Origin of the sequence: Mesorhizobium alhagi CCNWXJ12-2 (genome assembly GCF_000236565.1) — a bacterium.
Classification (GTDB): domain Bacteria; phylum Pseudomonadota; class Alphaproteobacteria; order Rhizobiales; family Rhizobiaceae; genus Allomesorhizobium; species Allomesorhizobium alhagi.
Map to the genome: position 1 here is coordinate 17,601 of NZ_AHAM01000053.1, position 21,119 is coordinate 38,719.

Consider the following 21,119-nt stretch of genomic DNA (forward strand, 5'->3'; position numbering starts at 1 on the left):
TCGCTCGGCCACCTTCTCCCACAGGGGGAGAAGGGAGTCCCTCACCGGAGAAATTTCATGACTGAAATCATCACCACCCGCCGCGAAGCCGGCATCCTCGAAGTGACGCTCGACCGGCCGAAGGCCAACGCCATCGACCTGAATACGTCGCGGCTGCTGGGCGAGACCTTCCAGTCTTTCCGCGACGATCCGGAACTGCGCGTCGCGATCGTGAAAACCGCGGGCGACAAATTCTTCTGCGCCGGTTGGGATCTGAAGGCGGCAGCGGGCGGCGATGCGGTCGACGGCGACTATGGCGTCGGCGGCTTCGGCGGCCTGCAGGAGCTGCGTGACATGAACAAGCCGGTGATCGCCTGCGTCAACGGCATGGCGGTCGGCGGCGGCTTCGAACTGGCGCTGTCGTGCGACCTGATCTATGCGTCGGATCATTCCAGCTTCGCGCTGCCGGAGATCAAAGCCGGCACGCTGGCCGACGCCGCGACGGTGAAGCTGCCCAAGCGCATTCCGTATCATGTCGCCATGGACCTGCTGCTCACCGGGCGATGGATGGATGTGCAGGAGGCGCATCGCTGGGGGCTGGTCAACGAGGTGCTGCCCAAGGAGAAGCTCGAGGACCGCGTCTGGGAGATCGCGCGCCTGCTCGCTGGCGGGCCGCCGCTGGTCTTCGCCGCCATCAAGGAGGTCGCGCGCCGCGCCGAAGCGATGGAATTCCAGGACGCGATGAACTGGATCACCAAGCGCAAATTCCGCACCGTCGATGAACTTTATGCTTCGGAAGACAACCAGGAAGGCTTTCGCGCGTTTGCCGAGAAGCGCGACCCGGTCTGGAAGGGAAAGTGACCGACTACGAAAAACTGATTGACGCAGAGACCTGGGCGTTCATCGAGCGCACCAATTCCTATTACCCGCCCGATACCGTCGACTACACAATCGACGAGCAGCGCGAGATCTATGACCGCATGTGCCGCGCCTTTCATGCCGGTTATCCGGAAAGCGTGACGGCTGAGGGGTCGACGATCAGCACGCCGACGCATGCCATTCCGATCCGCACCTACCGCACCGCCGCGCCGGAAGCCTCTGCCATGGTGCTCTATTTTCACGGCGGAGGCTTCATCCTGGGCGGGCTCGACAGCCATGACGGCATCTGCGCCGAACTGTGCGCCGGCAGCGGCTACGAGGTGGTTTCGGTCGATTACCGGCTAGCGCCTGAACATATCCACCCGGCCAGCTTCGACGATGCGCTGGCGGCTTTCGAGTGGGCGGCGGCTGCCTACAAACGGCCGATCCTGCTTTGCGGGGATTCGGCCGGCGGCAATCTTGCGGCCGCGGTCAGCCATGCTACGCGCGGCCACAAGCGCCACCCGGTCGGGCAGGTGCTGATCTATCCGGGCCTAGGCGGTGATACTTCGAAGGGATCCTACATCACCCACGCCGAAGCGCCGATGCTGACCATGCGCGACCTGGAATTTTACAAAAACATCCGCACCGGCGGGATCGACCGCACCGGCGACATCACGCTCGCGCCGCTGGCCGACGCCGATTTCGCCAATCTGCCGCCGACCGTGATCGTCACCGCCGAATGCGACCCGCTGTCCTCCGACGGCGAGGCCTATGGCAGGCGCATTGAAGCCGCCGGCGGCAAGGCCTGGTGGCACGAGGAGCCCGGGCTGGTTCACGGCTATCTGCGTGGGCGGCATCTGATTTCACGGGCGCGCGCCAGCTTTGGCCGGATCATCGAGGCGGTGACCGTGCTCGGCAAGGGCGAGCGGGCGTGGTGAGCGTTCCCAAGGGGTACCCTGCGCCGCGCCATTTTCGCGCGTCCCGATGACGACGCCGATCCAAAAGGCAAGCGCCAATCGATGCCTGGAGCGCAATTCAGGTAACCCCGTGTTGCACAATTTTAACGCGAGCTCGGTCGCACCGGTGGGACATGGGTGTTAGCCTGCTGCGGGGAGGATAAAGCGCAGGAACAGGAGGCCGTATGGCTACCGTGCTCAACGCCAAAGGCGTTCCCCTTCCCTACAGCGGAACTTCGGTCAATCACTTCTCGGCGACAAATTCCGGCCCGCGGCTTTACGGCAGCTCCAAGAATGATTCGATGTGGGGCGACAGTTCCGTAAACGTGGTCATGTCGGCGGGATTGGGCGATGACATCTATTATCTCTATTCCGCCCGCAACAGCGCCTTCGAAAGAGCCGGCGAAGGCGTGGATACCATCCACACCTGGATGAGCTACACGCTCCCTGAAAATTTCGAAAACCTCATAGTCACCGGCGACGGGCGCTACGCCTTCGGAAATTCGGGCGACAACATAATCACCGGCGGTTCCGGCCGGCAGACGCTTGATGGCGGTGCGGGCGACGATGTACTGAAGGGCGGATCGGGCGCGGACATCTTCATCGTCTCGGAGGGCAATGGAAGCGACCTGTTCCTCGATTTCGGAGCCCAGGATCAGGTGCGCCTCGAAGGCTACGGGTTCATCTCGTTCGACGCCGTGCGATCAAACATGACCCAGACCGGCGCCGATACCCGACTCGATTTGGGCGACGGCGAGATCCTGGTTTTCGCCGACACCAGCATCGATGAGTTCGATCCCGCACAGTTCAAGCTCAGCCTCGACAAATCGGAGATGCGCCTGTCCTTTTCGGATGAGTTCGACACACTCAGCCTGTGGAGCGGCGAGAGCGGGACCTGGGATTCGAATTTCTGGTGGGGGCAGCGGAACGGAAGCACGTTGGCGGGGAATGGCGAGAGGCAATGGTATGTCGATCACGATTACGGTCCGACGAGTTCCGTCAATCCGTTCAGCATCGATGACGGCGTGCTCACCATCACCGCCGCGCGGGCGCCGGAAGCAATCAGGCCCGAGATCGACAATTACGAATACACGTCCGGGCTGATTACCACCTACGAGTCCTTCTCTCAGACCTACGGCTATTTCGAGATGCGCGCCGACATGCCGGACAATCACGGAACCTGGCCGGCCTTCTGGCTGCTGCCGGCGGACGGTTCCTGGCCGCCCGAAATCGATGTCGTGGAAATGCGCGGACAGGATCCGGGCACCGTCCAGGTGTCGGCGCATTCGAACGAGACGGGAAGCCGCACGACGGTGTCCTCGGCGGTCAATGTGCCGGACACCGAAGGTTTTCATACCTATGGCGTGCTTTGGACCGAGGAGGAACTCGTCTGGTATTTCGACGATGTCGAGGTATTCCGCACCGATACGCCCGACGACATGCACGAGCCCATGTACATGCTGGCCAATCTGGCCGTGGGTGGCGTAGCTGGAGAGCCTGTTGACGGCTTGGCCACGCCTGCCGAAATGCAGATCGACTACATCCGCGCCTATGAGCTGGATTGGCTCGCCTGATCTGCGCAATCAGTCCAGGAAGGATCTCGCCCGCATCGTCTCCGGGATATGGACGCCGAGGCGTGAAAGCACGGTCGGCGCCAGCTGCAGCTGGTCGAGCAGAACATCCTCGTTCGGTCCCGCGCCTCTGCCGAAATAGTAGAGCGCGAAATCCTGCATCTCGTCGTCATGGCCGCCATGGTGGCCGCGAGCGGTCTGGCCGTGATCGGCCGTCACGATCACCTCATAGCCGGCCTTGAGCGAGCGCGGCAGGAAGGCCACGAGCTGCGCGTCCATTGCGAACAGCGCCTGGTCCATCTCGCCGCAATCATGCCCGTAGCGGTGGCCCATCGAATCCAGCGTGCACGTGTGCAGGATGCCGTAGTCGATGCCATGGCGCTCGGTCAGCATGGTCAGCGTGGCGAACAGGTCAATGTCGCTCGGCGTCATCTGGTTCTTATGGTTGTAGCCGGTCATGGTGTGGAAGCGGCCATGCGTGATCGGCCCGTCCGGCTCGTCATATTCGATATCGCGCACCAGGTCGAAGGGCGCTCGGTTGAAGAAGATCGACCAGAAGGAATGCGTCACCGCGCCGGTCCTGCCGCCGGCCTTCGCCACCTCGGAAAAGATGTCCGGCTGGCCAACGCGAAACAGCGTCTCGTTCGACACCACGCCATGCACCTGCGGCGGCACGCCGGTGTGGATCGAGGCGTAGCAGGAGGCCGAAGTCGAGGGCAGCACCGAGCGCATCTTCCAGACGCGCGCCTCGCCCGACTGTACCCAACCTTCCAGGTTGCCCATGAATTTGCGCCAGTTGCGCCAAGGCAGGCCGTCGAGCACGATGAGGAGGAGTTTGGACCTCAAGCGAATGCCGCTCAATTCCCCGCGCTTTCCATGCGCCGGCCCTTGATCGCCTTTTCGAGCCAGCCGATCTCCATCTCCGGGACCGAGGAGAGCAACAGGTCTGTGTAGTCGTCGAACGGCGGCGTCAGCACCTGGCTTTTCGGGCCGTAGCGCACGACCTCGCCGCGATACATGACAGCGATGGAATCGGCGATGGATTTGACCGTTGCTAGGTCATGGGTGATGAACAGGTAGGCGACGTCTTCCTCCTGCTGGAGGTCGAGCAGTAGCTTCAGGATGCCATTGGCGACCAGCGGGTCGAGCGCGCTCGTCACTTCGTCACAGATGATCAGGCTTGGTTTGGCGGCGAGCGAGCGAGCGATACAGACGCGCTGCTTCTGGCCGCCTGAGAGTTCGGCCGGGTAGCGGTCGATGAAGCCCTGGCCCATCTCTATCTTCTCGAGCAGTTCGGCGACGCGCCGGTCGCGCTCCTTGCCGCGCATGTCGAAATAGAATTCCAGCGGCCGGCCGATGATGGTGCCCACCGTCTGGCGCGGGTTCATGGCGACGTCCGCCATCTGGTAGATCATCTGCAACTGGCGCAGATCTTCCTTGGTGCGGTCGGCCAGTCGGTTGGCGAGCTTTCGCCCGGAAAATGTTATGCTGCCTTCCATCGGCGGCAGCAGGCCGGTGATGGCTCGCGCCAGAGTGGACTTGCCCGAACCGGACTCCCCAACTACCGCCAGCGTCTGGCCTGGGAATATGTCGACGGTGACATTCTTCAGCACCTTCACCGTGCCTCCGCCATAGGCGGCGGTGACGTTCTTTACCGATAGGAACGGCGTAGTCCCCGGCTTCTTCTCCTGATGCTCGATCTCGTGCACCGAAACCAGCGCGCTGGTGTATTCCTGCCGCGGCTCCTTGATGATCTGACGCGTGCCGCCCCATTCGACCAGCTTGCCGTGGCGCAGCACCATGATCTCGTCGGAGACCTGCGCCACCACGGCGAGATCGTGGGTGATGTAGAGGGCCGCAACGCCGGTGTCGCGGATCGCGTCCTTGATCGCTGCCAGCACGTCGATCTGCGTGGTCACGTCGAGCGCCGTGGTCGGCTCGTCGAAGACGATCAGGTCCGGCTCCGAGCACAGCGCCATCGCCGTCATGACGCGCTGCAGTTGGCCGCCGGAAACCTGGTGCGGAAAGCGCCGGCCAATGTTTTCCGGGTCCGGCAGGCTGAGTTTCTTGAACAGGGCGACGGCGCGCTTTTCGGCTTCGGTCCGCGAGCCCGTACCGTGCAGAAGGGCGGCCTCGACCACCTGGTCCATCAGGCGATGCGCCGGGTTGAAGGCGGCGGCGGCCGACTGCGCGACATAGCATACCTCGCGGCCGCGCAGCTTGCGCAGGCCCTGCGCGCCGCCCTTGCGGATGTCGCGCCCGTTGAGCAGGATCTCGCCGCCGGTGATGCGCACGCCGCCGCGCCCGTAGCCCATGGAGGAGAGGCCGATCGTGGATTTACCGGCGCCGGATTCGCCGATAAGGCCCAGCACGCGGCCGCGCTCGAGCTTGAGCGAAACATCGTCGACGATAACAATATTCCGCGGATTCTCGCCGGGCGGGTAGACCCGCGCCTCGATACGCAGATTGCGAATGTCGAGCAGCGGGCCTTGCTGCTTCGGTTCCACCGCCGGGCGCGCAAGAATATCAGCCATTGCCGCGTCCTCCCTTCAGGTCCGAGGTGCGGTTGAGAATCCAGTCGGCCACGAGATTGACCGAGATGGCGAGCGCGGCGATTGCGGCGGCCGGAATGAGCGCCGCCGGAATGCCGAAGACGATGCCTTCCTTGTTTTCCTTGACCATGCCGCCCCAGTCGGCGGCGGGCGGTTGCACGCCGAGGCCGAGGAAGGAAAGCGCCGACAGGAAGAGCACGGCAAAAATGAAGCGCAGGCCGAGTTCGGCGACCAACGGCGAAAGCGCGTTGGGCAGGATCTCGCGGAAGATGATCCAGCGCGTTCCCTCGCCGCGCAGCTTGGCCGCCTCGACGAAGTCCATGACGTTGATGTCGACAGCGACCGCGCGCGAGAGGCGGTAGACGCGGGTGGAATCGAGAATGCCCATGACCAGGATCAGCGTGACGATGGTGGTCGGCAGCACCGACAGCACGACCAGTCCGAAAATCAGCGTCGGAATCGCCATCAGAAGATCGACCAAACGCGACATTCCGAGATCGAACCAACCGCCGACCACCGCTGCCGCCATGCCCAGGATCGAGCCGAGCATGAAAGAGAGAGCGGTTGCGAGCGCGGAGATCAAAATGGTGGTGCGGGCGCCATAGATCATACGTGACAGGAGGTCCCGGCCGAGATTATCGGTGCCGAGCCAATGTTCTGCAGACATCGGCTCCCACACGTCGCCGACGGTCTCGGCGAGCCCGTAAGGCGCGATCAGCGGTGCGAACACAGCCGCCAGCAAGAACAGGGCGGTGAAGAAAAGTCCGATGGCGGCGCCCGGGGTCAGTGACTTCAAATCAAGCATCGGCCATTCCTCGCCTCACCCCCGGGTTCTCGACGCAACTCATCGCGGATGCCTTAGTCGAGGATTGGTGAGAATGCCGGCCACATCCGCCAGGATGTTGAGGCCGATATAGACAGCCGCGAAGATCAGCCCCACGGCCTGCACCACCGGCACGTCGCGCTTCGACACGTGATCCACGAGATATTGTCCCATGCCGGGATAGACGAAAATCACCTCGACCACCACAACACCCACCACCAGGAAGGCCAGGTTGAGCATCACCACATTGATGATCGGCGCCACCGCGTTGGGAAAAGCATGCTTGCGAATGATGTCGAAGGCGGAAAGCCCCTTCAACTCCGCAGTCTCGATATAGGCCGACTGCATGACATTGAGGATAGCGGCCCGGGTCATGCGCATCATATGCGCGAGCACGACGAGCGTCAGCGCCGTCGCGGGGAGGGCTATCGCCTGCATCCGGTCGAGAAACGGCATTCCTTCGTAGACCGTGGAAATGGCCGGAAACCACTGCCATTTGACGGCGAAGAAAAACACCAGCAGGTAACCGATGAAGAATTCGGGCAACGAGGTCGAGGCGAGCGCCAGACCGGAGATCGCCTTGTCGACCGCGCCGTTGCGGTAACGTACGGCTATCAAGCCGAGGAGCACCGCGAGCGGTATCGAGACGATCGCCGCCCAGAAAGCGAGAAACAGCGTGTTCCAGAGCCGGGGCAAAAGGGAGGAGGCGATATTCTGGCCGCTGGAGAGCGCCGTTCCCAGATCGCCGGTAAGCACGCCGCCGAGCCACCTGAAATAGCGCACGATCGCCGGGTCATTGAGGCCCAATTCCTCGCGCAGATTGGCCAGCGACTGCGCGGTGGCGGACTGCCCGAGGATCGCCTGCGCGACGTCGCCAGGCAGGATTTGCGTGCCGGCGAAGATCAATACCGAGACGGCGAACAACAGGAGCAGGCCCAGCGCGACGCGTTGCGCCACGAGTGTCAGAACCGGGTGGGCGCCTCGGGGGCGGGTGGGCTTGTCGGAGGTCAGCCCAGCGGTTCTGAGCGGCGCGGCGGTTGACGGCGATTCGGTGCTCATGGGCTCCACTAGGTCGTTATTCGGCAGGCGGGCGCGGGTCGACAGCGGACGCTCGCGTGGGCCCTGGAGCGCCTCGGCAGGTTACGCTCGTGAGGCATCGGATATCCTCTCCCCTCTCGGGCTGCCTTTCGGCTCTGGTCGACGCAGGAATTGCCGTTCCGCCTCTGCCCGGACGATCAGCCGGGAAGAGGCGGGGATCGGCGTCGCAGTTCCTTACGCGGCGACCCAGCACTTCGACAGTGCGTAGCCGTTCATCATTTCCTGATGCGGATCTTCGAACCAGCCGGCGACCCTCGATCCCGTCGCGTCGATGAACTGGTTGAAGAACGGCAGGATCATGCCGCCTTCGTCGCGGACAACCATTGCGATATCCCGATACATCGCCTTGCGCTTCGCCTCGTCCAATTCGGCGCGCGCGGTGCGCACCATTTCGTCGAAATCCGGACGCAGGAACCTGGTGTCGTTCCACTCGGCGGTAGAGACGTAGGCGGTGGAATACATCTGGTCCTGTGTCGAGCGGCCGCCCCAATAGGAGGTGCAGAAGGGCTGCTTGTTCCAGACCTCGGTCCAGTAGCCGTCGCCCGGCTCGCGCTTCACCTCGATGGTGATGCCGGCCTTGGCGCAGCTCTGCTGAAAGAGCTGGGCGGCGTCGACCGCGCCGGGGAAAGCCACGTCCGAGGTGCGCAGCAAGATCGGGCCGTCGTGGCCTGATTTCTTGTAGAGGAACGCCGCCTGCTCCGGATCGAATTTTCTTTGCTCGATGTCGTCGGGGAACAACGGATAGGAAGCGTTGATCGGGAAGTCGTTGCCGAGCGAACCGTAGCCGCGAAGAATCTTGTCGAGCATCTCCTCGCGGTCCATGGCGAGCTTCAACGCCATGCGCAGGTCGTTGTTGTCGAAGGGCGGCGTATTGCAGTGCATCAGGAAGGGATAGTGACCCGGTCCGGAATGATTGTGAATCGTGACACCGGCGATCCGCTTGATCAGGTCGACGATCTTCGGCTCCACCCGGTCGATCATGTCGACCTGGCCGCCCTGCAGCGCGGACGTGCGTGCTGTCGCATCGTTGATGACGATGATCTCGACCTGATCGGCATGTCCCATCTTGTCGCCCTGCCAGTAGTTGGCGAACTTCTCGCCGCCATGACGGACGCCGGGTTCGTTGACGGTCACTTTGTACGGACCAGCCGAGATGCCTGCTGTGGGATCATCCTTGCCGCCGTTGGGCTGTATGATGAGGTGGTAGTCGGTGAGGATATAGGGCAGGTCCGCGTTCGCCTCGCTGAGTTCGACGATGACTTCCTTGCCGCTCGCCTTGATGCCGGTGACACCCTTGAAGTAGCCGAGCGCGCCGGACTTCGACTTCTCGTCCGAATGGCGTTCGAGAGTGGCGACCACGTCCTCCGGCGTGACGGTCTTGCCGTTGTGGAACTCGACCCCGTCGCGGATCTTGAGCGTCCACACCTTGCCGTCGTCCGACGGGTTGATCTCCTCGGCGATGCGGGGCTCGATGCCGCCGTCCGGGGCGATTTCCAGCAGCAGTTCGCCCCACTGCTTGCCGAAGCTGAACGGCGTCTGGCTGAGGAAGGTCGCCGGGTCGAGACTGTTCGTCGATTCGCCGCCGGTCAGGCCGGCCTTCAGTATGCCGCCCTTCTGCGGCGTCTGCGCCATGGCGGCGCTGCCGAGCAGCGAATTGGCGAAGGTGGCGGTGACGCCGAGCGCGGCGGCGCGGCCGAGAAAATCGCGGCGACTGAGCTTGCCGGCGGCGACACGGCGGCTCAGGAAATCGAGTTCGTTAGACATTTGAGGTTCCTCACTCAGGCGGTTTTGCCGACATCATTTTTGTATATTTTGTGGATTGAATATTGACCGCAACATCGCGGCGGGCGCAAGGCAGAATACGACATGATGTGGCGTAAATGGTGCGTCGCTTCTGGACCAACCGTGCCTGGCGCTCAGATATGGTCGCGCCGGATTTTCTCCTCGAAATCGCGTTCAAACACCAGCTTTTCGCCCTCATAGGCCTCGATTCGGCCGGTCAGGTGGAAATTCTCCGCGTCGGAGCGCATGGAGGTGAATGTCTCGGTCCGAACCGACCATTCATTTCGCGACAAGCTTTCCGTCCAGTGCGTTTGCCCATGGGCGGAAAGCGGGTCGTCCGGATCGATGGTCCAGGTCTCACGGGCGATGCCGCCGGTGACCAGGCCATGGTCGCTGTCGCGCTTCTCGCCGAAATCGTCGACGATGTTCAGTGAGACCATTCCGGTGGTGGAATCGCGCTCGACGGTGCGGCTGTTGGAGCTTGGCCGCAGCATTTCGATGCACCAGGGAGCGGCCGCCTCGGGCTCCTCGAACGAGACCTCGTCGCCCGTGCCGGAAGGCCGGACCGGCAGTTCCAGCATGCCTTCGTGCAGGGTCAGCGCGACCTTTTCTGGAGACGGCCATACCAGCGGCCAGTAGGTTGACGAAACCGCCACGCGCAGGCGGTTGCCCGGCTTGATCGAATAGGCGATGTCATCGAGCCTCAGCGCTACGTCCATAATCTCGCCTGGGACTATCTCCTCGGGAAATTCGTGGCTGTTGCGGTGGCAGAGGTTGAGCACACCGTATGTGATGCGGGTGGAGGCGCCGTCGGGCTGTACGTCGCAAAGCCTGACCGCGACCATGGCGCGCGGGCGATCGGCCGAAATCCTCAGGCGCAGCACCGGTGCGCCGACGATGTCCGTCCGCTCGCCAAGCGGAGCGGTGTCGAAGCCGACGGATTTCTCGTCGTCGATGCGCTGGTCGCCCGGCAGTTCCGGCCCGAGCCAGATGGCGCAGTATTCGCCGCCGGCCATGCCGCAATCCTGCGGCGTCGATACCGAAGTAGCCGGTAGCGCGCCGGCTTTTTCGGAGAGGGCGCCGCCGGCGCCGAGATGCAGGCGTCGCGCTGCAATGCTGGGCGAAGGCCAGCTTTGCTCGGCGATCCAGCGGCCCGGCCGTTCCTCGTACCAGTCGCGCGGCGGGGCTGAATCCATCAGATAGAGCCGCATCGCCGGATCGTTTTCGACGCCGGTTTCGACGCCTTTCAGCCAGCGGTCCCACCAGCGCAGCGCCTCTTGCAGAAAGCCGATGGCCGGCTTCGGTACCGCGAAATGCGGGTATTTGTGGATCCACGGCCCGATTATGCCCTTGGCCGGGGCTTCGATACCCTGAACAAGACGCGCGACCGCATTCTTGTAGGCGTCGCCCCAGCCTCCGATTGCGAGCGTCGCCGCCTTGATCGCCGAAAAATCCTCGCAGACGGAGCCGCGCTTCCAGTACGCGTCGCGGGTCTGGTGTTTCAGCCAGACAGCGGGCAGGAAAGGTTCGTTTTCCAGCCGGTCGAGCCACATTTCTCGCCATTTGTCGCCGATCAGCGTCGGGTCCGGCGGCCGCGACGAATAGGCAAGCATGGTCGCGCCCCAGCCCTGATTCTCGTTGAGCAGCAGCCCGCCCTTGTAGTGGATGTCGTCGGCATAGCGGTCGTCGGTCGAGCACAGCGTGATGATCGCCTTCAGCGCCGGCGGCTGCTTTGCGGCGACCTGAAGCGCGTTGAACCCGCCCCATGAAATGCCCATCATGCCGGCCGATCCGGAACACCAGGGTTGCGAAGCAGCCCAGGCGATCACGTCGCAAGCATCCTGCAATTCCTGCTCGGTGTATTCGTCCTCCATCAGGCCTTCGGAGTCGCCATTGCCGCGCATGTCGACGCGGATGCAGGCATAGCCGTGCCCGGCGAAGTAGGGGTGGGTGAGATTGTCCCGCGCCGTCGTGCCGTCGCGCTTGCGATAAGGCAGATGCTCGATGATCGCGGGCACCGGGTTTTCCGTGGCGTCCTCCGGCATCCACACCCGCGCCGAAAGCCGGCAACCGTCCGGCATGACGATGCCCAAGTCGGGATATTCGAGGACTTTGCGGGGAAAGGTAGTGATGGTCTTCATGTGTGTGCTCCTGCCTGCGGCATCAGGCATGGAGACGGGTGCAAGTTCAATGCGGATTAGCGTCCTGCCCCATCGCATTTGCGTCCGGAGGAGCAATCGCAGGCAATGTGCATAGCCGGCTGGCGGTCGGCGTGACAGGCGCGAGAAAGCCGCAATCAACCATTGGCGTTCATCAATTCAGCGGAATGTCGTTGTCCATCTTGCTGTCCTGGTATTCGGCTGAAAGCGTATCGTAGCGCGCCGAGATCCTCGCGATCCGCGCTTCAAGCTGGGCGCGCTCGGGTTCCGGCAGATCGCGCACCAGTCTGCGGATGGAATAGCTCTTCCAGTAGGCGTTCTCGGCATTGTAGCCGCCGGGATCGAGGGTGAAGACCTCTTTCAGGATTTTCAGATCGTGCGGGATGGCGAAGCTGTCGCGGGAATCTTCGTGGCTGAACAGGTAGTAGAAATTGTCGAAGCCGGTCCAGGTGATCGCCGACAGGCAGAGCGAGCAGGGCTCGTGGGTGGCCAGGAAGATGCAGTCCTTGGTGTCCGGCCGCTTCTCGCGCGGCATCTCATAAAAGCGCTTCAGCGCGTGGATTTCGCCGTGCCAGAGCGGATTCTCGATCTCGTTGTTGGTCTCGGCGAGCACCAGCGAGCGATCGTTCTTCCGCAAGATAGCTGCGCCAAAAAGCTTGTTGCCGTGCGATACGCCTTCGACGGTCTTGGGCAAGATGTCGTGCTCGATCACATCGAGCAGGCTGTCGATGAGGGTTGCGTCGCTCAAAGCGTCATTCCGGGCAAGTGAATTTCCCACGGCTCGTCGAAGAAGAATTCTTCCAGGTTGGAGCCGTCGCCGCCGCGGTCGACCACCAGGAACTCCTGCGGCTCGTTGATCGGCGTGAGCACGCCGTGCCAGGTGTTGCGCCGATAGTTGACGCCTTGTCCCGGTTCGGTGACGAAGGCATGCGGCGTGCCGGGGCCGTCTTCGCCGTCGTGGCAGACCACCACCACGAACGGTCGGGGAGCGAGCGGCATGAACGCCTGGCTGCCGAAGGGGTGGCGCTCGACCATGCTCAGCCTCAGTGGAAACGCATAATGCGTGCTCTTGACGATCGAGATCAGCACGCGCGCGTTCGGGCCTTCCGCCTCCACCCTGGCGAGGTCGTGGTAGCGTTCGGCCTTGCCGCCATTGATTGGGTGGTGGTTTTCGCCTTCCATGTCGAGCACGTCGCCGAAGTCGGCGAAGGCTTCGCGGGTCAAAGGCTCCGCAAGGATCTTTTTCACGAAGAATATCCCTATCCGAAGTGTTTCGCGGCGCCCGGTGCGCCGAGCTTCATGTGCCGGTTGACGTCCTTGTAGAGAAGATAGCGGAACTTGCCGGGGCCGCCAGCGTAACAGGCCTGCGGACAGAAGGCGCGCAGCCACATGTAGTCGCCAGCCTCCACTTCGACCCAGTCCTGGTTGAGGCGATAGACCGCCTTGCCTTCCAGCACATAGAGGCCGTGCTCCATCACGTGCGTCTCGGCGAACGGGATCACGGCGCCCGGCTCGAAGGTGACGATGGTGACATGCATGTCGTGGCGCATGTCGGCCGGGTCGACGAAGCGTGTCGTCGCCCATTTTCCGTCGGTCCCAGCCATGGCGGTGGGCGCGATTTCCGCCTCGTCGGCGAAGAATGCCTCGGGAACGTCGATTCCCTCGACGAAGTCGTAAGCCTTGCGGATCCAGTGGAAGCGGACCGGCGCACTGCTATCGTTGCGGACGGTCCACCGGCTCGCCGGCGGAATGAAGGCAAAGCCGCCGGGCCGCATAACGTGCTTGCGGCCTTCAACCGTGACGGTCAGTTCGCCCTCCACGACAAAAAGGGCTGCTTCCGCGGCATTGTCGGGTTCGGGCCGATCGCTGCCGCCGCCCGGGCCGACTTCCATGATGTATTGCGAAAACGTCTCGGCGAAGCCGGACAATGGCCGCGACAGCACCCACGCCCTTGTCTCCTCCCAGAGGGGCAGGCAACTGGTCACGATATCGCTCATCACGCCTTTCGGAATGACGGCATAGGCCGCAGTGAACACGGCGCGGCCGGTGAGGAGATCCGTCTGCGGCGGCAGGCCGCCATGGGGCGCGTAGTAGGTGCGGCCGGTCATGCTTCTTCCTTCAGAGGGGCAACAAATCGCGGAGGCGCAGAAGCGCTATGCGCTCCACCTCCTTGCATGCGGTGGCGAATTCGGTGACGCGGTCGTTGCCGATGCGGGTTTCAAAAGCGACCAGAATCTCGTCCTTGGTCCTGCCCTTGACGGCGATGATGAAGGGGAAACCAAAGTTGGCGACGTAGGCGGAATTGAGCTTCGAAAACAGTTCGCGCTCGCTGTCGGTCAGCGCGTCGAGCCCGGCGGAGGCTTGCTCCCCGGTCGATTCGGGCGTCAGTCTTTTTGCGGCCGCCAGCTTGCCGGCAAGATCGGGATGCGCCTTCAGAACGCCGAGCCGCTCAGCCTCGCTTGCCGACCGGAAGACGCGGCAGAGCGCATTGTGCAGGCCGCCGGCGCTGTCATGCGCAGAGCCAAGCTCCAGTTTGAAAGCGCGCTCGGCAACCCAGGGCGAATGCTCGAAGACCCCGCCGAATTTTTCGACGAAATCTTCCCTGCCCATCCGCGAGGGACGCACTGACGGTACTTGGTAAGGATAATGCTCGCGCCAGTGGTGGGCGATGTCGATGCGCCGCGTCAGCCAGACCCTGTCGTGGCCTTTCACATAGTCGATGAAGCGTTGCAGCGCCGCCGCACGGCCGGGCCGGCCGACGAGCCGGCAGTGCAGCCCGATGTTCATCATGCGCGGTCGGCCTTTCTTGCCCTCCTCGTACAGCGTGTCGAAACTGTCCTTGAGGTAGGCAAAAAACTGGTCGCCCGAATTGAAGCCCTGCGGCGTCGCGAAGCGCATGTCGTTGGCGTCGAGCGTGTAGGGGATGATGAGCTGCGGCGGGATCGCGCCGCCATGGCCGTCGTGATCCAGCCAATAGGGTAGCTCGTCGTCATATGTGTCGGACACATAATCGAAGCCGCCCTCGGCTGCAGCCAGACGCACCGAATTGATCGAGGTGCGGCCGAGATAGAGGCCGGTCGGGCGCTCGCCAGTGACTTCCGAATGTAGCCGGATCGCCTCCTCTAGGTCGCGGCGCTCGTCTTCCATCTTATGGTCGCGGTAGTCGATCCATCGCAGCCCGTGCGAGGCGATTTCCCAGCCGGCCTCCTGCATCGCGGCCACCTGGTCCGGTGAGCGGGCAAGGGCGGAGGCGACGCCGTAGACGGTGACCGGAACCTCGGCCTCGGTAAACATGCGGTGCAGCCGCCAGAAGCCGGCGCGAGCGCCGTATTCGTAGATCGATTCCATGTTCCAGTGGCGCATGCCGGCCCAGGGGGCTGCGCCGACGATCTCGGACAGGAAGGCTTCGGAGGCGGCGTCGCCGTGGAGAATGCAGTTCTCGCCGCCTTCCTCGTAATTGACGACGAACTGCACGGCAATTTGCGCGCCTCCCGGCCATTTTGGGTCCGGCGGGTTCTGCCCATAGCCGCGCATGTCTCGCTGGTAACGCATCAATCCCTTGCCGCCAGTCCTGTCGGATTTGCCAATCCAAGATAGTCGACGGGATCGGCCGGCATTCCCCCGAAAAATTTTGAAAGTCTTTTTGTGGTGTTCCGCTTCACCCGGACTTATGCATGGCATTTAATCGCCGCACAATCGACCGCTGCGCTGCGACGGTCCTGAAGGGAGGCAAAATGTCGGGAAGTGAAGGCGGGCGACTGACCACCCATGTGCTCGACACCGCTGTTGGAAGGCCAGCGGCGGGCCTGTCCATTTCGTTGTTCCACATCGAGGGCGAGCAGCGCACGCTGCTCAAGGCTGTCTCCACCAACAGCGACGGCCGCTGTGACGCGCCGCTCCTGGCCGGCTCGGAATTTGCGACCGGCGAATACGAGCTTGTGTTTGCGGCAGGCGACTATTTGCGGGCGCAGGGAATTGCGCTGCCCGAACCGGCCTTTCTCGACATCATCCCTATCCGGTTTGGCATGGCCGAACACAAGCACTACCATGTGCCGCTGCTCCTCTCGCCCTACGGCTACTCGACCTACAGGGGGAGCTGAAGGATGGCCGCAGTGAAAAGCCGCAACGAAATCCGCTTCCTGCTGAACGGCGAGGCGGTGGCGCTGTCCGAAGTCGCACCGGACGAGACGCTGCTCGACTACCTGCGGCTGCGCCGTTCGTTGCGCGGCAGTAAGGAAGGCTGCGCCGAGGGCGATTGCGGCGCCTGCACGGTGCTGGTCGGCCGGCTTGCGGGCGGCGAGCTCGCTTATGAGAGCGTCAATGCCTGCATCCGCTTTCTCGCTTCGGTCGATGGCTGCCATGTTGTGACCATTGAGCACCTGCGCGGCGAGGGCGGCAAACTGCACCCGGTGCAGCAGGCGATGGTCGATTTCCACGGCTCGCAATGCGGCTTCTGCACGCCGGGCTTCGTCATGTCGCTCTATGCGCTGTGGATGCGGAATCCCGAGCCGTCGGACGAGGCGATCGAGAAGGCGTTGCAGGGCAATCTCTGCCGCTGCACCGGCTACGAGGCGATCGTGCGGGCGGCGCGTGTGATATCGAATTACGGCAAGGCGGCGAAGGACCCGCTGGCGGTGGAACGCGCGGCAGTCGGCAAAAAGCTGGCGGCGCTGAGGGACGGCGCACGGGTCGAGATCGGCGAGGGCAAGGGCAGGCTGGTCGTGCCGGCGAATGTCGACGATTTCGCCGCGATCCTCGAAACGGAGCCTAAGGCGACGATCGTCGCCGGCTCGACCGATGTCGGGCTCTGGGTGACGAAATTCATGCGCGAGATTTCGCCGGCGATCTTCATTGCCGGCCTGGACGAATTGCGGACGATTTCCGAGCGCGGCGGCGTCATTTCAATCGGCGCGGGCGTCACCTACACGGAGGCGTTCTCGACGCTGGCGGAGCGCATTCCAGCGCTCGGGCCGCTGTTCGACCGCATCGGCGGCGACCAGGTGCGCAACATGGGCACGATTGGCGGCAACATCGCCAACGGTTCGCCGATCGGCGACACGCCGCCACCGTTCATTGCGCTCGGCGCGACGCTGACGCTGCGCAAGGGCGGTGAACGTCGGACAATACCACTGGAGGATTTCTTCATCGCCTACGGCAAGCAGGACAGGCGGCCGGGCGAGTTCGTCGAGGCGGTAGATGTGCCGGTGCCGGCTGAGGGCGCGCATTTCGCGGTCCACAAGATCACCAAGCGCCGCGACGAGGACATCACCGCCGTGCTCGGCGCGTTCCATCTGAAGCTGGCTGGCGACGGCCGGGTTTCGGACGTCCACATCGCCTATGGCGGCATGGCGGCGACGCCGAAACGGGTAAAAGCGGTCGAGGCGGCGCTGATCGGAAAGCCGTGGACCGAGGCGACGGTGGAGGTAGCGGTCGAGGCTTATGACGAGGATTTCACGCCGCTGACCGATATGCGCGCTTCGGCGGAATACCGCATGCTGGTGGCGAAGAATTTGTTGCGGCGGTTCTATCTGGAGACCACCGGGGCGATGGCGCCGCTGCAGGTTTCGAGGCACGAGGCGGCGTGATGTGCAGAACCCGCGAGAACTCTCAATGACCGCGCATCAGCCCGACCTCAAGGCGGAGAAAATTTCAGGCGGCGTCGCCACCGACCAGCGCCACGATTCAGCGCACAAGCACGTCAACGGCTCTGCCATCTATATCGACGACATGCCGGAGCCGGCGGGCACGCTGCATGGCTGCCTCGGGTTATCGACGGTGGCGCATGGGACGATACGCTCGATCGACCTGTCCGCGGTTCGCGCCGCACCCGGCGTGGTCCATGTGTTGACGGCCAGGGATGTGCCGGGAGAGAACGACATCTCGCCCACTGGTCGCCATGACGAGCCGGTGCTTGCAGACGGCAAGGTCGAGTTTTTTGGCCAACCGATCTTCGCCGTCATCGCCGAGACGCGGGAAGAGGCGCGGCGCGCCTGCCGGCTGGCGAAGATTGAATATGACGAACTGCCGGCAATCGTCGACGTCGCCGATGTCGATCCCAAGGGCGCAAAGCTCGTCACTCCGCCGCTGACGCTTTCGCGCGGCGATGCCGCCGGGGTGATCGCCAAAGCGCCGCGCAGGCTGACGGGCCGGATGCGAGTCGGCGGGCAGGACCATTTTTACCTAGAGGGCCATATTGCCATGGCCGTGCCTGGCGAGGATGACGACGTCACCGTCTATTCGTCGACGCAGCATCCGAGCGAGGTGCAGCACATGGTCAGCCATGCGCTCGGCGTGCCGTCGCATGCGGTGACGGTCGAGATCAGGCGCATGGGCGGCGGGTTCGGGGGTAAGGAAACACAGTCCAACCAGTTTGCGGCGATCGCGGCGATCGCGGCCAAGCGGCTTGGCCGGGCGGTAAAAATCAGGCCGGACCGCGACGACGACATGACCGCCACGGGCAAACGTCACGACTTCCTCATCGACTATGAAGTCGGCTTCGACGACGACGGAAAAATCCACGGCGTCGATTTTTCCTACGCTGCGCGCTGCGGGTTTTCCTCCGATCTCTCGGGACCTGTTACCGACCGCGCGCTGTTTCATTGCGACAACGCCTATTTCTATCCGGCGGTGAAGGCGGTCTCAGTGCCGCTCTACACCAACACCGTTTCCAACACCGCGTTCCGCGGCTTCGGCGGGCCGCAAGGCATGGTCGGCGCCGAACGTGTCATCGACGAGGTGGCGTTCGCCACCGGGAAAGACCCGCTCGAAATCCGCAAGATCAATTTCTACGGGACCAGCGACCGCAACGTGACGCCCTACCACCAGACGGTGGAGGACAACATTATCCAGCGCATCGTCGCCGAGTTGGAGGAGAGTTCCGACTATGCGCGGCGGCGGCGCACTAACGATGCGTTCAACGCCAACAGCCGGGTGATAAAACGCGGGCTGGCGCTGACGCCGGTGAAATTCGGCATCTCGTTCACCGCCACGCATTTCAACCAGGCCGGCGCGCTGGTGCATGTCTATACCGACGGTTCGGTGCACCTGAACCATGGCGGCACCGAAATGGGGCAGGGGCTTTACGTCAAGGTCGCGCAGGTGGTTGCGGAGGAGTTCCAGATCGACATCGACCAGGTGAAGATCACTGCGACGACGACCGGCAAGGTGCCCAACACCTCTGCGACGGCGGCGTCGTCCGGCTCCGACCTCAACGGGATGGCGGCGAAGAACGCCGCCCGCACGATCCGCGACCGGCTTGCCGATTTCGCGGCCGACAAATACGCGGTACCGCTCGACCAGATCGAATTCCTGCCCAACCGCGTGCGCATCGGCAACCAGCAGGTCGCCTTCGCCGATCTCGTCAAGCAGGCCTATATGGCGCGCATCCAGCTTTCGGCCGCCGGCTTCTACAAGACGCCGAAAATCCATTGGAACCGCGATAAGGGGCAGGGCCATCCGTTCTATTATTTCGCTTACGGCGCAGCGGTGTCCGAGGTGTCGATCGATACGTTGACCGGCGAATATATGGTCGAGCGCACCGACATACTGCACGAGACCGGCCGCTCGCTGAACCGCGCCATCGACCTCGGCCAGATCGAGGGCGGCTTCATCCAGGGCATGGGCTGGCTGACCACGGAAGAGCTGGTCTGGGACGAGAAGGGCCGGCTCAGGACCCATGCGCCATCGACCTACAAGATACCGCTGGCGTCGGACCGTCCGAAGATTTTCAACGTGACGCTCGCCGATTGGCCGGAAAACAACGAGCCGACCATTCACCGCTCCAAGGCTGTCGGCGAGCCGCCCTTCATGTTGGCGATCTCGGTGCTGCATGCGCTGTCGGATGCGGTGGCGAGCGTCGCCGACCACAAGATCTGCCCGCGCCTCGACGCACCGGCGACGCCCGAGCGCGTGCTGATGGCGGTCGAGCGGCTGAGGGCCGAAGCGGCGCGAAAATGAGTGGCACGGCCAAGAACCTGCAGGCCTTCCTCGACGCATCGCCATCGGCGGCGCTGGTCGAGGTGGCCGAGGTCAAAGGCTCGACCCCGCGGGAAAAAGGCGCTTGGATGCTGGTTTCGCCGGAGAGGATTTTCGGCACGATCGGCGGCGGGCAGCTCGAATTCATGGCGATTTCCAAGGCGCGGGAGATGCTGGCGGACGCAGGCGAAGGATTGCTCCTCGACATCCCGCTCGGACCCGAAATCGGCCAGTGCTGCGGCGGGCGGGTCGAGGCGTCGATTAGGTTGGCAGACGAGGCGGTTCGATCCATGCTCCTCGACGAAGCGGAAGCCGAGGACGCCAAGCTACCTCACGTCTATGTCTTCGGGGGTGGTCATGTGGGCCATGCGCTGGCCTCCGCATTTGTGCTGCTGCCGGTGCGTGTGATCGTGGTCGAAACGCGTGCGGATGCGCTGGAGGACATGCCGGAAGGCATCGAGATGCGGCTGACTCCGGTGCCCGAAGAAATGGTCCGCGACGCTCCGTCCGGTTCGGCGTTCGTCGTGCTCACGCACGACCATGCGCTGGACTTCCTGATCGTCGCCGAGTCGCTGAAGCGCGACGACGCGGCCTATGTCGGCATGATCGGCTCGAAAACGAAGAAGGCGACGTTCAGGAGCTGGTACCTGAAGACCGCCGGCGGCAGCGAGGCGGACTTTGCCCGCCTCGTCTCGCCGATCGGCGGCGATCAAGTGAAGGACAAACGCCCCGCCGTCATCGCCGCGCTGGCCGCGGCAGAGATCATGACTGCGCGGGCGGGCTGGCCTGCCGATGCCGCCGAGGCGTTCGACGGCAGCATGGCCGGGAGCTTACTGCCGCGCGCTCATTCAGTGGTCTGGGTGTGTGATTCCAGGAACCAGAGGGCCTTGTCCAGGGCGCGCGAATAGCCGGTAAAGATGTCGGCGGTGCCGGCGTCCCCCGCCTCGTCGGTCTCGTCGATCGCGGTGCGCACCAGCTTGGCGGTTGCGGCGTAGCGGTCGATCAACGCGGCGATATGGTCCCTGGAACTGGAGATGTTCGTAGGATAGGCGCCAAGCGTGCTCTTCTCCGCCACGACCTGCGACGTGCCCATTGCGGTCCCGCCGAGCTGTACGGCGCGCTCCGCCATGGTGTCCACATAGGTGTCGAGTTCGCCGCGGAAGCCGTCGAGCATTTCGTGGATGGCTATGAAATTCGGGCCCTTGATGTTCCAGTGCGCCTGCTTCGTGATCAGCGCAAGGTCGATCGAATCGGCGAGCCTTGCGTTCAGGACTTCGATCGACGTTTTCTTGGCGTTGGACTTCAGGTCGTTTCTTGTCGCGGTTGCCAGCATGACGCGCTCCTCGAATTTGCTGTGCCTGCAG

The 21,119-nt window shown here is 63.4% G+C and carries 18 protein-coding genes; 7 read left to right on the forward strand and 11 right to left on the reverse strand.

The genetic code is table 11. The features are described 5' to 3' along the window. Positions 1 to 57: 57 nt before the first annotated feature. The 3 genes from MAXJ12_RS07520 (at position 58) to eglC (ending at position 3,370) form a co-directional block, all read left to right on the forward strand. Positions 58 to 840, forward strand: a complete 783-nt coding sequence (locus tag MAXJ12_RS07520; RefSeq protein WP_008835199.1) for a carnitinyl-CoA dehydratase — start codon at positions 58 to 60, stop codon at positions 838 to 840. Then, positions 837 to 1,778, forward strand: coding sequence for an alpha/beta hydrolase (locus MAXJ12_RS07525; RefSeq protein WP_008835200.1), 942 nt, complete (start codon positions 837 to 839; stop codon positions 1,776 to 1,778). The genes MAXJ12_RS07520 and MAXJ12_RS07525 overlap by 4 nt, the downstream gene beginning before the upstream one ends. A gap of 203 nt (positions 1,779 to 1,981) precedes the next feature. Then, entirely contained in the window at positions 1,982 to 3,370 is a 1,389-nt protein-coding gene (eglC, locus tag MAXJ12_RS07530; RefSeq protein WP_008835201.1) for an endo-1,3-1,4-beta-glycanase EglC, read from the forward strand. Positions 3,371 to 3,379: 9 nt separating this feature from the next. Here the strand turns inward: eglC and MAXJ12_RS07535 are convergent, their stop codons facing one another. The 10 genes from MAXJ12_RS07535 to puuE all read right to left on the reverse strand — a co-directional run bounded on the left by MAXJ12_RS07535 (position 3,380) and on the right by puuE (position 15,333). Then, positions 3,380 to 4,219 (reverse strand): alkaline phosphatase family protein, encoded by an 840-nt coding sequence (locus MAXJ12_RS07535; protein ID WP_040585322.1) that lies wholly within the window; start codon positions 4,217 to 4,219, stop codon positions 3,380 to 3,382. A gap of 5 nt (positions 4,220 to 4,224) precedes the next feature. Beyond that, entirely contained in the window at positions 4,225 to 5,901 is a 1,677-nt protein-coding gene (locus tag MAXJ12_RS07540) for an ABC transporter ATP-binding protein (protein ID WP_008835203.1), read from the reverse strand. Next, a complete protein-coding gene (locus MAXJ12_RS07545) occupies positions 5,894 to 6,724 on the reverse strand; it encodes an ABC transporter permease (protein ID WP_008835204.1) in 831 nt (276 codons plus the stop codon). The genes MAXJ12_RS07540 and MAXJ12_RS07545 overlap by 8 nt, the downstream gene beginning before the upstream one ends. A 39-nt stretch (positions 6,725 to 6,763) precedes the next feature. Then, positions 6,764 to 7,801 carry an ABC transporter permease gene (locus MAXJ12_RS07550; RefSeq protein WP_008835205.1) on the reverse strand — a complete coding sequence of 346 codons (1,038 nt, stop codon included), beginning with the start codon at positions 7,799 to 7,801 and terminating at the stop codon, positions 6,764 to 6,766. A gap of 213 nt (positions 7,802 to 8,014) precedes the next feature. Continuing rightward, positions 8,015 to 9,604, reverse strand: a complete 1,590-nt coding sequence (locus tag MAXJ12_RS07555; RefSeq protein ID WP_008835206.1) for an ABC transporter substrate-binding protein — start codon at positions 9,602 to 9,604, stop codon at positions 8,015 to 8,017. A 152-nt stretch (positions 9,605 to 9,756) separates the two neighbouring features. After that, positions 9,757 to 11,763, reverse strand: a complete 2,007-nt coding sequence (locus tag MAXJ12_RS07560) for a CocE/NonD family hydrolase (RefSeq protein WP_008835207.1) — start codon at positions 11,761 to 11,763, stop codon at positions 9,757 to 9,759. A 172-nt stretch (positions 11,764 to 11,935) separates the two neighbouring features. Continuing rightward, positions 11,936 to 12,529 carry a nucleoside deaminase gene (locus MAXJ12_RS07565; protein ID WP_008835208.1) on the reverse strand — a complete coding sequence of 198 codons (594 nt, stop codon included), beginning with the start codon at positions 12,527 to 12,529 and terminating at the stop codon, positions 11,936 to 11,938. Next, the gene (locus MAXJ12_RS07570; RefSeq protein ID WP_008835209.1) at positions 12,526 to 13,029 is read right to left on the reverse strand and encodes an ureidoglycolate lyase; all 504 of its coding nucleotides are present in this window, start codon (positions 13,027 to 13,029) and stop codon (positions 12,526 to 12,528) included. The genes MAXJ12_RS07565 and MAXJ12_RS07570 overlap by 4 nt, the downstream gene beginning before the upstream one ends. Positions 13,030 to 13,040: 11 nt before the next feature. After that, positions 13,041 to 13,889 carry a bifunctional allantoicase/(S)-ureidoglycine aminohydrolase gene (locus MAXJ12_RS07575; protein WP_008835210.1) on the reverse strand — a complete coding sequence of 283 codons (849 nt, stop codon included), beginning with the start codon at positions 13,887 to 13,889 and terminating at the stop codon, positions 13,041 to 13,043. A 10-nt stretch (positions 13,890 to 13,899) separates the two neighbouring features. After that, positions 13,900 to 15,333, reverse strand: a complete 1,434-nt coding sequence (puuE, locus tag MAXJ12_RS07580) for an allantoinase PuuE (protein ID WP_008835211.1) — start codon at positions 15,331 to 15,333, stop codon at positions 13,900 to 13,902. A 182-nt stretch (positions 15,334 to 15,515) separates the two neighbouring features. Here puuE and uraH point away from each other — a divergent pair, with 182 nt between their 5' ends. From uraH to xdhC, 4 genes are read left to right on the forward strand one after another with little or no spacing between them, the layout of a single operon-like run. Then, positions 15,516 to 15,881, forward strand: a complete 366-nt coding sequence (gene uraH, locus MAXJ12_RS07585; protein WP_040585307.1) for a hydroxyisourate hydrolase — start codon at positions 15,516 to 15,518, stop codon at positions 15,879 to 15,881. A gap of 3 nt (positions 15,882 to 15,884) precedes the next feature. After that, positions 15,885 to 17,366, forward strand: a complete 1,482-nt coding sequence (xdhA, locus tag MAXJ12_RS07590; RefSeq protein WP_008835213.1) for a xanthine dehydrogenase small subunit — start codon at positions 15,885 to 15,887, stop codon at positions 17,364 to 17,366. Positions 17,367 to 17,391: 25 nt separating this feature from the next. Further along, positions 17,392 to 19,737: a xanthine dehydrogenase molybdopterin binding subunit gene (gene xdhB, locus MAXJ12_RS07595; protein ID WP_008835214.1), complete on the forward strand. Its 2,346-nt coding sequence runs from the start codon at positions 17,392 to 17,394 to the stop codon at positions 19,735 to 19,737. Further along, a complete protein-coding gene (gene xdhC, locus MAXJ12_RS07600) occupies positions 19,734 to 20,663 on the forward strand; it encodes a xanthine dehydrogenase accessory protein XdhC (protein ID WP_008835215.1) in 930 nt (309 codons plus the stop codon). Before xdhB ends, xdhC begins: the two co-directional genes overlap by 4 nt. Here the strand turns inward: xdhC and dps are convergent. Next, entirely contained in the window at positions 20,600 to 21,088 is a 489-nt protein-coding gene (dps, locus tag MAXJ12_RS07605) for a DNA starvation/stationary phase protection protein Dps (RefSeq protein ID WP_008835216.1), read from the reverse strand. The genes xdhC and dps overlap by 64 nt on opposite strands. Positions 21,089 to 21,119: the final 31 nt, after the last annotated feature.

Bases quoted from the DNA above. Each gene is read 5' to 3' on its own strand.
- MAXJ12_RS07575 (WP_008835210.1), bottom strand. From the start codon at position 13,889: ATGACCGGCCGCACCTACTACGCGCCCCATGGCGGCCTGCCGCCGCAG.
- dps (WP_008835216.1), bottom strand. From the start codon at position 21,088: ATGCTGGCAACCGCGACAAGAAACGACCTGAAGTCCAACGCCAAGAAA.
- xdhB (WP_008835214.1), top strand. From the start codon at position 17,392: ATGACCGCGCATCAGCCCGACCTCAAGGCGGAGAAAATTTCAGGCGGC.
- uraH (WP_040585307.1), top strand. From the start codon at position 15,516: ATGTCGGGAAGTGAAGGCGGGCGACTGACCACCCATGTGCTCGACACC.
- eglC (WP_008835201.1), top strand. From the start codon at position 1,982: ATGGCTACCGTGCTCAACGCCAAAGGCGTTCCCCTTCCCTACAGCGGA.
- MAXJ12_RS07520 (WP_008835199.1), top strand. From the start codon at position 58: ATGACTGAAATCATCACCACCCGCCGCGAAGCCGGCATCCTCGAAGTG.
- MAXJ12_RS07555 (WP_008835206.1), bottom strand. From the start codon at position 9,604: ATGTCTAACGAACTCGATTTCCTGAGCCGCCGTGTCGCCGCCGGCAAG.
- MAXJ12_RS07560 (WP_008835207.1), bottom strand. From the start codon at position 11,763: ATGAAGACCATCACTACCTTTCCCCGCAAAGTCCTCGAATATCCCGAC.
- MAXJ12_RS07545 (WP_008835204.1), bottom strand. From the start codon at position 6,724: ATGCTTGATTTGAAGTCACTGACCCCGGGCGCCGCCATCGGACTTTTC.
- MAXJ12_RS07550 (WP_008835205.1), bottom strand. From the start codon at position 7,801: ATGAGCACCGAATCGCCGTCAACCGCCGCGCCGCTCAGAACCGCTGGG.
- puuE (WP_008835211.1), bottom strand. From the start codon at position 15,333: ATGCGTTACCAGCGAGACATGCGCGGCTATGGGCAGAACCCGCCGGAC.
- xdhA (WP_008835213.1), top strand. From the start codon at position 15,885: ATGGCCGCAGTGAAAAGCCGCAACGAAATCCGCTTCCTGCTGAACGGC.
- MAXJ12_RS07540 (WP_008835203.1), bottom strand. From the start codon at position 5,901: ATGGCTGATATTCTTGCGCGCCCGGCGGTGGAACCGAAGCAGCAAGGC.
- xdhC (WP_008835215.1), top strand. From the start codon at position 19,734: ATGAGTGGCACGGCCAAGAACCTGCAGGCCTTCCTCGACGCATCGCCA.